The sequence below is a fragment of the Lutibacter citreus genome (assembly GCF_003260195.1).
GTDB lineage: Bacteria > Bacteroidota > Bacteroidia > Flavobacteriales > Flavobacteriaceae > Lutibacter > Lutibacter citreus.
On the sequence record NZ_QEIH01000006.1, the window covers coordinates 188963 to 202039 of the forward strand.

8 protein-coding genes are annotated in these 13077 nt (G+C 32.4%); all 8 read right to left on the bottom strand.

Annotated features, from left to right (window positions below; all coding sequences use genetic code 11):
• The 8 genes from DAD81_RS13790 to DAD81_RS13825 all read right to left on the bottom strand — a co-directional run bounded on the left by DAD81_RS13790 (position 1) and on the right by DAD81_RS13825 (position 13062).
• Positions 1-1464: an arylsulfatase gene (locus tag DAD81_RS13790; protein ID WP_111708864.1), complete on the bottom strand. Its 1464-nt coding sequence runs from the start codon at positions 1462-1464 to the stop codon at positions 1-3.
• A gap of 266 nt (positions 1465-1730) precedes the next feature.
• Entirely contained in the window at positions 1731-3140 is a 1410-nt protein-coding gene (locus tag DAD81_RS13795; RefSeq protein ID WP_245949285.1) for an arylsulfatase, read from the bottom strand.
• 9 nt (positions 3141-3149) lie between these two features.
• Positions 3150-4616, bottom strand: coding sequence for an alpha-galactosidase (locus DAD81_RS13800; RefSeq protein ID WP_111708865.1), 1467 nt, complete (start codon positions 4614-4616; stop codon positions 3150-3152).
• 6 nt (positions 4617-4622) lie between these two features.
• On the bottom strand, positions 4623-6128 hold the full coding sequence (locus DAD81_RS13805; protein ID WP_111708866.1) for a sulfatase: 1506 nt from the start codon (positions 6126-6128) through the stop codon (positions 4623-4625).
• A 19-nt stretch (positions 6129-6147) separates the two neighbouring features.
• Positions 6148-7542, bottom strand: a complete 1395-nt coding sequence (locus DAD81_RS13810; protein WP_157961136.1) for a sulfatase — start codon at positions 7540-7542, stop codon at positions 6148-6150.
• A gap of 212 nt (positions 7543-7754) precedes the next feature.
• Complete coding sequence (locus tag DAD81_RS13815; protein ID WP_111708868.1) at positions 7755-9437, bottom strand: sulfatase family protein; 1683 nt, start codon at positions 9435-9437, stop codon at positions 7755-7757.
• A 66-nt stretch (positions 9438-9503) separates the two neighbouring features.
• On the bottom strand, positions 9504-11435 hold the full coding sequence (locus DAD81_RS13820; protein ID WP_111708869.1) for an FAD-dependent oxidoreductase: 1932 nt from the start codon (positions 11433-11435) through the stop codon (positions 9504-9506).
• 139 nt (positions 11436-11574) lie between these two features.
• Positions 11575-13062: a sulfatase family protein gene (locus tag DAD81_RS13825; RefSeq protein WP_111708870.1), complete on the bottom strand. Its 1488-nt coding sequence runs from the start codon at positions 13060-13062 to the stop codon at positions 11575-11577.
• Positions 13063-13077 lie beyond the last annotated feature (15 nt).

Consider the following 13077-nt stretch of genomic DNA (forward strand, 5'->3'; position numbering starts at 1 on the left):
TTATTTTTGTTTTGGTTTAAATGGAAACAATTCAGAATCTACATGAGCAGTTTTCATAATTTGAGCAATTTCAGCTACAATTTCAGGATGTTTATCTGCTACATTATTACTTTCTGAAGGATCTTTAGCTAAGTTGTACAATTCAATTTTTGCTTTTTCATTTTTTAAAACATTGTAAACAACACCTTTCCAATCACCTTTTCTAACAGCTTGTTTACCTCCTTTATGGTTAAATTCCCAATATAAATACTCATGTTCTTTTTGATTTGGTTGTTGTAATAGACTTGGTAAAAACGAAATACCATCCGTTGTTGAAGGAGTTTCTACACCAATAATTTCAGCAAAAGTTGGCATCATATCCCAAAATGCTGAAACGTGATCTGATACAGTTCCTGCTTTAACCTTAGTTGGCCAAGAAATAATAAAAGGAGCTCTTACACCACCTTCATATAAATCCCTTTTAATTCCTCTAAATCCTGCTGCACTATTAAAAAATTCAGGATTTGCTCCACCCGCATTATGCGGGCCATTATCACTTGTAAAAATTATAATTGTATTATCTTCAATACCTAATTCTTTCACTTTAGCAACAATTTGACCAACATAAACATCAGTTCTATAAACCATTGAAGCAAAAGCAGCAAAAGGTTCTTTTTGTGTACAATATTTATCTTTTACAATATCCGGACCATAATCCGAAGCATACGGCTCTGTATATGGAACTTCTTTAAACTTTCCTTGATACTTTTTAAAAATAGAATCTTGAGGAGAAATCAACTCTGCGTGTGGCAATACAAGTGGTACATAAGCAAAAAACGGCTTATTCTTATTGTCTTCTATAAATTCTAACGTAGCATCTTGAATATTATCAGGAGCATAGGTTACTGTATTTGTCCAATCGTTTCCTTCTAAAATATCTTTTTCATCATTCTTCCAAAGGTATGGTGGGTAATATCTATGCGCCATTCGCTGGCAATTGTAGCCATAAAACTCATCAAATCCTTGATTTATAGCATCTCCTTCAGAACCAATATAACCTAATCCCCATTTTCCAAAAGCACCAGTTACATACCCTGCTTCTTTCATCATTTCAGCAATAGTATAAGAATTTGCAGGCATAGGAGTTTGTCCTTCTCTACCTTTTAATTCTTTGTTTCCTCTAATTGGTGTATGCCCCGTATGTTGACCTGTCATTAACGAAGAACGAGATGGAGCACAAACAGTAGAGCCACTATAATGCTGTGTAAATTTCATTCCGTTTGCTGCCAAACTATCAATGTTTGGTGTTTGAAATTTCTCTTGACCATAACAACTTAAATCTCCATACCCTAAATCATCTGCTAAAATGTATATGATATTAGGTTTTTTAACATCTTCTTTTTTGTTCTTTTTTGTTGAATTACAAGAAGCTAAACCAGCTACTAAAACAACCAAAAAGATAAGGACTTGATTTCTGAAATACATACTTTTCAATTTTACTTTATTTTAAAAAATAAAATTCGCCTTTTTACAATAAAAATATGTTGTTATTGATAAATAATTTGTTCTTTTAAGTTTAATTGACATCTAAAACGAATATCGATAGATACAAATTGATTCTATTTTAGGCTTAAACAATAAAAAGAGTGTATTTGCTAGTACAAATACGCTCTTTATTCAATATTCTTTTACTATTAGACTTTTATCTACACTTCAATGGTCATTTAGTACATAGTTACTTATTAAAACAACTAGTTATACTGCTTTATAACTTTCATCATTTTAGCAACCATTTTAGGGTTTTCAGACGCCATATTATTTTCTTCACCTAAATCTTTCGATAAATCATACAATTCAAACGGAGTAACATGTTCTGGTGATTTACTTGTTTTATTATAATTTATTAAAACTCCTTTGTAATCTCCAATTCTTACAGCCACCTTCGTTGTTTGCCAATTTGTAAATTTCCAATACAAATAATCCGCTTTTTTTTGTTTTGATTTTTTTCCTAATAACGTTGGTAAAAATGAAATTCCATCACATTGCTCAGGAATTGGTTGATTTGTAAGTTCAGAAGCTGTAGCCATAACATCCCAAAATGCACTCGGATGATTAGTTACACTTCCTGCTTTTATTTTACCTGGCCAATAAGCTAGCATTGGAGCTCTAATTCCTCCTTCATACACATCTCTTTTCCCTCCTTTTAAATTTCCATTTGAATTCCAAAAATTCGGATCGTGACCACCCTCATGATGTGCTCCATTGTCACTCGTAAAAATGATAATTGTATTATCATCAATACCTAAATCCTCAAGAATCGTCATAATTTCTCCTACCTGAGAATCTAAATGCTGTACCATTGCAGGAAAAGCAGCTACTGGATTTATAACTTCTTTTACATATTGATTTTTCCCTATTGTATATTTCCCTATTTTTTCTTCAAATTGAGGTAATTTCTTTCTCCATTTATCATGCAACTTTTTAGGAGCGTGCATTGCAGCATGAGGTATTGCTGTAGGAATATAACAGAAAAAAGGCTTGTTTGCAGCTGCATTTGTTTTTATAAAGTTAAAAGCTTTATCCATAATTTTATCATGAACATAGGTTCCTTCTTCCATTACAACTTCTTCTCCATTATGCACCATTACTTTTGGATAATAAGTATGAGCCTCAGATTGGGTTTTCCAACCATAAAACTCATCAAATCCATTATTTAAAGGATTTCTATCTCCTGCTTCATTAGTATAACCAAGTCCCCATTTTCCATATGCTCCCGTAGCATAACCAGCATTTTTAAAAACCTCTGGTAACACTATCATTTCTGAATCTAATGGCGGTTCTTCTTTTGAATTCCCTGTTATATATACATTTCCAGGATGCTGCCCAGTCATTAAAACAGCTCTTGAAGGACTACACACCGAATTACCAGAATAATGATCTGTAAATTTCATTCCTTTTTCAGCTAACTTATCAATATTTGGAGTTTTAAATTTCTCTTGTCCGTAACAACTTAAATCTCCATAACCCAAATCATCTGCTAAAATGTAAATAACATTAGGCTTTGATGTATTATTCTTATTTTGACTATTAATTTCAACAAACGAAAGCAGCATTAAGATAAGTACGGTAAGCAATCGAATTCCTTTTTTATTTTGTAACATTTTCAATCTTTATTTCTTATAAAATTCTGATATTATTTTTCGTTCACCTTTTGCATAATCCCATAAGTAATCACCTGTTTCATCTACACATTTTTGACTAATATGATGCGGTAAAACAGAAACTAGCGGATAACCCGTTTTACCTTTAAACATTGCTAAATGCTTTAAATATTTTTCTTCAGTTAAAGCTTTTTCAGAAGAATCGTTACCTCCAATATGATCTAAATTAATACACCTTCCTGGTGAAGATTTATACGTTACCTTATAATGCGTTTTTACACGTGCAGGCCAATTATATTTATCGTTCAACCAAACATCATTAGTTCTAGTTACATCTGTAAATTTAGTAAAGAAAATATCTGGAACGTGAAACTCCATTTCAATTGTTGGGTCTATTGCTTTTGCTGCTCTATACAATTCTTTATGAATATGTAACATATCAGATTTTGTATTATATGACATGTCAATTTTAAATTTTCGTACACCAATTGAATAAAATCTGTTTATTACTTCGGAAGCATACTCAAAAATATCTGCCTTTGGATTTAACCAACGTTCATCTTTTTCTTTATCTATCTTTTTATTTACTCTCCAATCACCTAACATATCGGGATATTTCTGAGCAATTGAACTTGCATGATGAATTTTAGGAAATGCAATCCATAAACCAGGAGTAAATCCTTTGTTTTGAATCATATCCATTGTTTTTCTAAAATCTGGAAACTTTTTAGTATCTGCATGCCAAGTACCAAAACCTGAGTTTAAGCTTCCATCAGGAAATTGTCCCCAACCGTGATCGAGTGTCATTTTTCCTTTTGGATACCCAAATTCTATAATTTTATCTAAATACTTCTCTACAAAATCATGTGTTAATAAATTAAAATGTCCTCGTCTAACTTTAGATGCTATTTTTTGTTCAACCCAAGTGCAATACTCAACTTCTCCCCAAAATTTTGGTGTAGAAGTGTACGGTTTAAAATTTAACCGTTTCATCATTATTGAATTATATTGCATCCATGCTTCATCTCCATTTTCTTTTTCATCAATAAACAATTCTTGACCTTCAGGTACTGAAATTGTTAATGTTTCAACACCATCAAAACTAAAGGTTGAATTTTCAAACCCTAAAGATGTCATAAAACCAACAAACTTTCCTTTAGCATCAATAATTACTGGAGAACCAGACATTCCTGACGCAGGAATTGTAAACGGATTGTGTTCAAAAGATTCACTTTTATAATAATGTGCTCCACCACCTTTTTCTGCTGCAGTAGATAAACTATGATAAGGTAAAAACAACGGTGTAGTTACTTTTAAGGTAACCTTTTCAATAGTTCTTCCTCCTTTTACAACAGCACCTGAAGTATAACCGTCTTCAGATTTTTCAACATTTATTGAAGGAGCTCCACAACCAACTAATCCAACACCTGCAATTCCTAAACCAGCCTTTTTTATAAAGTCTCTTCTGTTTTTCATAGTCTATTATTTCAGTTTGCTTAAATCTCTTGTTTTTTTAATTGATGGATCAGCATCTGCATCTACATAATTTTTCATTTTATCGAAATGAATTTTACTTGGAACTTGACGCTTTTTAGGAACTGATTTTTTTAATTCATTTGCAATAGATCTATATTTAGAGTTTGAAATTAAGTTTGTCCATTCCATTGGATCTTCTTCAACATTGTATAATTGCTCTGTACCGTTTAATTCTAACAAATAATGCCATTTTCCTTTTAATACTGAAGCTCCACTTGTTGTTATGGTAACTCCTGAATATTCCCATTTTGATTTTGAATTTTTCAATATTTTAGAAAAATCATGTCCATCAATGTTCGCCTTTTCGGGCAATCCACACAATGAAACCAATGTTGGATATAAATCTATTAAACTAACATTATGATCTACAACCTCAGCTTTTTTCATTCCTGGAAGTCTAACAAACAAAGGTGTTTTAACAGCTTCTAACCAAGTAGTATTTTTAAGGTAACGCTGTTTTTCACCTAAATGCCAACCGTGATCTCCCCAAATAACGACTATGGTATTATCCGCATGTCCACTTTTTTCTAGCGCATCCATTACAACACCCAAACAAGCATCTACATATGAAATACTAGCCAAATAAGCTCTTGTCGCCTCCTTTTCTAATCCGTTTTTTTTAATCCAATTATACTCTCCTGAAGGTTGAAATGCTTTTTCTCCATTTGGTTTTAAAATATCATCCAAATCATTTTCAGGAACAATTGGTGCTTTAATTTTATCAACATCATACATATCAAAAAATTCTTGAGGAACAATCCAAGGTAAATGCGGTTTTATAAACCCAACACCCATAAAAAATGGTTTATCAAAATCTTTTTTCAATTGCGTTTTTGCCCAATCGGCTACTTTATAATCTACCGTTTCTTCAAAAGAATCAATAGTTGGACCCCAACTTAATTTACTTTTCTTCCCTTTAAATTCAGGCTTTTTAACTCCGTTTATAATTCCTGCTTTGGAAGCTGTGTATCTTTTTTTATCTATAGGATCTTTTTCATATCTACGAGCACGTGCAAATTCATCCCAAGCCCAATGTCCAAAATCAGTACCAAATTCAGCACCGTGTTTATGGAATATTTTTCCATTAGCCATTGTATGATAGCCGTTTTTTGAAAAATATTCTGGAAGTGTAGCATTCTTTTTAACCAATTCAGAATAAATCATATTTTGAGCATTCCCGTAAACACCGCTTCTATTTGGCATAAAACCAGAAAGAATTGCAGAACGTGATGGGCCACATATAGGTGCTGCACAAACTGCATTTTTAAACACCATTGCTCCTTGTTTGGTGAACTTATCCATATTTGGAGTTATAGCTTGCTGATTTCCATTTAAAGGCCCAACCCAATCGTTAATATCATCAATGGCTATAAATAATACATTCGGTTGTTTTTGTGCTGATACATGGAATATTCCAAGTGTTAAGATTGCTAAAAGAATTATTTTTTTCATTGTTATTTATTTAGTGCTATTACTTAACTAGTTCATTCAATTCTTTTCTAAACTTTTTTAAAATCTCCTTATTTTTTGGATCCTTAGCTATATTATTCCACTCCATTGGATCTTCTTTTTCATTGTATAATTCTTCAAAACCATCGGTATAAACAATATATCTATAGCTTTCATCTCTTAACGTATGATTTCCTAAGCCTTTAGTTGTTAAAGCGGAATGATTCCATTTACCTTTTGGGTTTTCTACTAGGTGTTCAAAACTGTTTCCATCTAAATCTTTCTTCTTTGGTAAACCACATAAATCAATTAATGTTGGATATACATCTATTAATGAAACCGTTCTTAAGCTCACTCCACTTTCACCTTTTCTTGGATCGAAAATAATTAACGGCGTTTTTGCTGATTCTTCCCATAAAGTTTGTTTAGACCAATGTTCTTTTTCACCTAAGTGCCAACCGTGATCTCCCATTAGAACAACAATTGTATTTTCTTTGTAATTACTTTTACCAAGATTATCCAACACATGACCAACACAAGCATCTGCAAAAGCTAAACTTGCCAAATAACCTCTTACAGCCGATTTCCATTTATTATTTCTTAATATTTCAGCATGTAACTTTTCACTAGCCCAATTTTCCCCAACTTTACCAACATCTTTTAAGTCGTTCTCTAATACTGTCGGAAGTTGAATATCTTCTTCATTAAACATATCAAAATATTTTTTAGGCGCATATAATGGTAAATGAGGTCTAAAAATTCCGCAGGCTAAAAAGAATGGTTTATCGTGTTCTTTTTCAAGAAATTTCACTGTATAATCTGCAGTTTTCCAATCATTTGTTTCTTCATCCTCAACATCAACAGCTCCCCAATCAAATGATCTAGTTTTACTACCTTTTACTCCGGCTCTTTTAAAATCTATTCCGTGAGTAAATCTTTTTTCAGGATATGGAGTTCCTAACCCTACTTTATTTTCTATTTGAAATGAGCCTGGATCACTTCCTTCTTTTGGCTCTTTTGCTGTTCCTCTAGGGCTATGAAATATTTTACCAGAAGCAACTGTTTTATATCCATTTTTTGCAAAATACTGCGGTAAGGTAACCGTATTTTCAAAGCCTTTCATGTCTCTAAAAACTTCTTTATTACCATAAACTCCTGTTTTAAAAGGCTGGTAACCGGTAAGCATACTTGTTCTAGAAGGATTACATAAAGCCGCTGAACAAAATGCATTTTTAAACACGGTACTTTTTTTTGCTAACTTGTCCATATTTGGAGTTATTGCTTGAGGATGACCTCCAAATGCACCAACCCAATCGTTCATGTCATCAACCATTATCAACAGTACATTTGGCTGTTGTTGAGCATACATGAAAATTACATTTAACACTACTAATGCAGTTATAATTCTTTTTATCATTTGAACCATTTTAAGTTTACTAAACAAATATCTACAATCAATATAAAAACGTGTATTAATTGGTAAATGAATTGTAGCTAAGGGTATATTGTGTTAAATTACTCTGAAATACATAAAGAAAAAGACCTTGTTTAATAACAAACAAGGTCTTTTCACAATCAATTAAAATAAAACTCAATAATTTAATAAATACTTTTTTGTGAGCTTTATTATTAATGTTTAGACTTGACTTTAATTTTTACCTTTTTTTGAGGGTTATTCACGTACATATTGGATTGAACAGTTTTTAAATACTCATGAGAAATCTCAATAGCTCGCTGCTTATGCTTTTCATCATAATCCCAATATTCATCTATTACTTTGTTAAAAGAGAATTTAGGATCATCTTCACCATAATCTTTTCTAAGTTGTTTAAGTTGTATTTTTAAATCTGCTATTACATCTTTGTATTTTGGATTATCATAAATATTATAATCTTCTGAAGGGTCATTTTTTAAATCATACAGCTCCCAACCTGGAGGTGTTTGTGGTTGATCTCCGTTAATTTTAGTTCCGTAGAATTGAATTAATTTAAATTGTTTAGTTCTAATAGCAATATGCCCTGGATTGTCATGACTTGTCATATGCATCCAATAATGGTAGTAAGCTGCTTTTTTTGAATCCTTAGCTTCTTTTCCTGTTTCTAAAATTGACTTAAAACTTTTACCATGCATGTATTTAGGTGTTGAAACTCCTGCAAAATCTAACATTGTAGGTGCATAATCTATATTTTCTACAATAGCATCAATTTCTCCTGGTTTAATAGTTTTAGGATAACGAATAATAAAAGGCATTCTCATAGATTCTTCATATGCCCATCGCTTATCCATATAATCGTGTTCACCTAAATAAAACCCTTGATCTCCAGTATAAATAATTACCGTATTGTCATAAAGATCATTTTCTTTTAAATAATCAATTACTCGTTTTAGGTTATCATCTACTCCTTTTACACAACGTAAATAAGCTTTCATATAACCTTGGTATGCATCTCCGTGAATTTCTTCGTCGCTTTTAGTAAAATCTAACTTTTTAGACCAAGCTCCAGAATTTGTATAGTTTCTTCTTGGATTTCTTTTCCCTATTGAAGTTCCTATATACTGCTCCAACTCATTATTATAACCTCTAGTTGCAATAGAACCATTTTCTTTTCTATCTCGCATATTTGAAGGTTCAGGAATTTTAACATCAGCTAAATAATTTTCATAGCGCGGTGCGTACTCGAACAAATCATGTGGTGCCTTAAAATGAAGTTTCAAAAAGAAGGGTTCGTTTGGATCTCTTTTTTCCTTAAACCATTCAATTGCAGAATCACCAACACAATCTGAAGAATGGCCTTTCATTCTTGAACCTTTTTCAATATTATATTTTTTCCATTGAATTTTCTCCTTACCATCTATATCATAAAATACAGGGTTAAAATAAGAACCTTGCCCTGGAAACACTTTATAATAATCGAAAGATTCAGGAATTTCATGTAAATGCCATTTTCCTATAACTGCTGTTTGATATCCAGCTTTTTTCATTTCAATGGCTAAATATTGTTTATCCTTTGGTAGGTGATCTGCCAACGTTGGACAACCATTTACGGCACTACTTTGCCCAGTCATAATTGAAGCTCTACTTGGTGTACAAATAGCATTTTGGCAAGAAGCATTGGTCATTACAACACCTTCAGCAGCAATAGCATCAATAGTTGGAGTTGGGTTTAGTTTTGCCAACCTACTTCCATAAGCTCCAATTGCTTGTGATGTATGATCATCAGACATGATAAACAAAATATTTGGTTTTTTCTTTTGTGCATGTAAATTAACTATTGTTAAAACAGTAATACATATTACAATAAACTTTTTCATTTTAATTCTATTTATTTTTAATTTTTAAACTTAATTCTCGTTTAATACCAATTCTATTACCTGTAATTAGTAGCACCTTATTTCATAGAGTCTACCAACCTTTTTACCATATGTATTTTTCAATATAACTTTTACCGCTGTTGCTTTAATTGAATCAAAACTAAATTTGATTAATCTGCGCTTGTTTTTCTTTATGTCTCCTACTTGAATCCATTCACCTTTAACTCTAGCTTCAACAGATAACGACTCCATTAGTTCTGGAGGAACAGTATTTATATTTTTATCACCAACTTTTGAATCATGCCTCATCATTATATTCTTCCTTGTATTGGTATCACATTTAATTTCTATTTTCGAAATATTTTGTGGTTTTATCCATTCTAAAACAACGTCAGCTGGTAACATTTCTGATTGCCAATGGTTTAATTCTTCTCTTTCCTGAACATCTCTAGAGTACCCATTTAATAATAATTTAGGATCACCTGAACTTGTTGAACTAGCAACTATTAAAGAAGCTTTTTTTGCTAAATCTTTAGTGTCTTTTGCCGGCCGATTTGGAATATAAGCATCATCTCTCAACAATTGCTCTTGTAATTCATTAATATGCTTTTCTCTTAATGTGCGAGCATCTATACCTTTTTCAACACAAAGTACAGCTGCCGTACCTACTGCTTGCCCCATAGTAGCGCAGGTTCCTTGAAGACGTGTTGATGAAAGTGCAATATGGCTAACACTTACATTTCTACCAGCAAACATTAAATTTGGTACATTTTTAGAATACAAACTGCCAAATGGTATTTCATAAACTTTATTAAATCTATGATGAAAAAAGCTTGGAGGATCACTTAAGTTTTCAATTCCTCCAGGATTATGTTCATCTAAAGACCAACCTCCATAACCAACTGCATCATCAAAATGACGAAAATTTAAAAGATCACCTTCTGTAAGAATATGATCTCCCATAAACCTTCTAGATTCTCTTCTACCAGGAAATGAGCCCACCCAATCAAGGGCTATATTTTCAGATTCTAGATGATTTCCAGAGTTCTTAATATAGTCCCAAACACCATACATATGTCCCATTATTCTTTGTCTAATATCATCCGCCTCTGCAATAATATCGTCATCACTACCCACTTCAACCCACCAATATCCTTGCTTAAACTGCTTAATTTTCCTATCTTCTTTTGCAGCTTCCTCAGCTTTAAAAGGAATGGTATAATGTGGTGCTTCAAATGGCATTGGTTTTCCCATGTCTTTGGTACTAAACATAAGTGTTGATCCCATTTGCCAACCATCTGGTTGGTCTGGAGCAAATTTTTCATTAAACTCTTCTTTTCCTTCTCTACCAGTCCTATACAAAGCACCAGAAGTAGCAGCCATTAAACCATCTCCAGAACAATCTATAAACTGTTTGGCATAAATTGTAAATGTCATTTCAGTTGTAGACTGCCAGCATTTTACTGATTCTATGCGTTCCCCTTTCATTTTAGCCTCTATAGCTTGAGTGTTCATCAAAACCTTTAAATTTGGTTCTTCTGTAACATAATTGTACACAACATGATCCCAAACATGCCATGATTCTTGAGGATTATGAAAACGATTGGCTAATAATAATTCTTCAACAACTCCTGTTTCCCTCTCTGGATGTGCTCCCTTTAAATGCGTAACACCATTTAAATGTACTCTTATTTCACTTGAAGCATTTCCTCCTAAAACTGGTCTGTCTTGAACTAACATTGTTTTAGCTCCATTTCGAGCTGCGGAAACTGCAGCACAACAACCAGCAACTCCACCACCAGCAACCAATACATCAACATATATGTCTTTATTTCTTTTAGGAGTTCCCGTTTTTTCGGACTCCATATGTTTCCACTTATCATATTTACGATTGTCTGAATTTGAAACTTCAGAAGACGCAGCAATTACACTCATTGGAATTATAGATGCAGCTACTGCCCCTGTTACTCCTTTTTTAAAAAAATCTCTTCTTTTCATTTTTGTAATTATAATTAGTGAAAATCAATAAAAACTATTTTTTCTTTTTCTTTTAAGAAACTTCATCCCTCAAATTAAGGTTTTATAACCGCAATAAATGTTGTTTAAAATTTATACAATGTATCTCTAAGTCCAAAACCTAGTATACAGTTACTTTTCCACTAGCACGCACATCAACATATGCTTCAAACATTTGTTTTATTTTATCAGAGTATTTAGGATTATTTATTTCATTTTCCTCTTCCTTTTCAGTTAAATTTTCATCTAAATTAAAAAGAGCTATCGGTTTCAAGTTCTCCATTTTATTAGGCTTAATCCCTTTAATTATCAACTTCCATTTACCATCTCTTATAGCGTACGTTGGGCCACCCTTAGATTGATGTATTAAATATTTATGAATTGGTTTATTAGTTTCCCCTAAAAACACAGGTAACAAGTTAGCTGAATCAAAAACTTTTGTTTTATCCAATTCTTGATTAGACAACTCTGCAATTGTAGCAACCATATCTTGCCCAACAATTGGTACATTTGAAACAATATTAGATTTAATTTTCCCTGGCCAAATTGCAAAGAAAGGAATTCGATGTCCTCCTTCATATATTGAACCTTTACTACCATTTAATCCATTACTTGTAACATGACCCGCTTTGGTCATATCTCTATCAAATGAAAGTCCACCGTTATCTGACGTAAACACTAATAAAGTGTTTTTATACAAACCAGCATCTTTTAAAGCTTTTACAATTAAACCAACCTGAATATCAAGCTCATAAATCATATCTCCATGTTTACCTGGCGTAGCTCCTTTTATTTTCTTCCCGTTAAATTCTGCAGGTGGTTCGTGTGGAATATGTACAGCCTGACTACAGTAATACATATAAAATGGTTTTTTAGATTTAGCTTGATTTTTAATATAATCAACTGCCTTACCCACTAAAACTGGGCCTGCTTGTTTTGGATCCCAATTAGAATCTCCAACACCTCCACGAGTTTTATGTTTTTTTGAAGTTGAATATCCTGTTTGATCTGCATCTAATTCTTTTAAAACTGAATCTTCTTTCAATTTCATCCAAACTTGATTTTCATAAAACGCATATGGTTTATTTTGGATACCTTCTGGAAGTTCAACCGCATAATCAAAACCATACGTTAACGCACCACCGTCTTCTTTTTCCCAGTTAACTTTATTTTTTATTTTCCAAGAACCTCCTAATCCCCATTTTCCAAAAAAGGCAGTTGCATATCCTCCTTTTTGGGCTATGCGAGCAATAGTTGTAAAATTGTTTGAATCTATTAAAGCATCCGCATCTGGAGACCACACTCCATACGGACGTTGATTTCTGAATGAATAATTACCCGTTAACATTGAAAAACGAGTAGGCGCACATAAAGATGCTGGTGAATGTGCATCTGAAAATCGCATTCCAGCCTGAGCTAATTCATCAATATTAGGTGTTGGCACAACTCCATTATTACCTGTTCTTTCTTTATGATAAAAATTAATATCTCCTAAACCAATATCATCAGCCATTATTACCACAACATTTGGTTGTTTTTGAGCTTGAATTGGAACTATTAAGAGACTTAATAATAAACTTGTTATAACTATTTTTACACTAAATTTCATATTGATATATTTTGT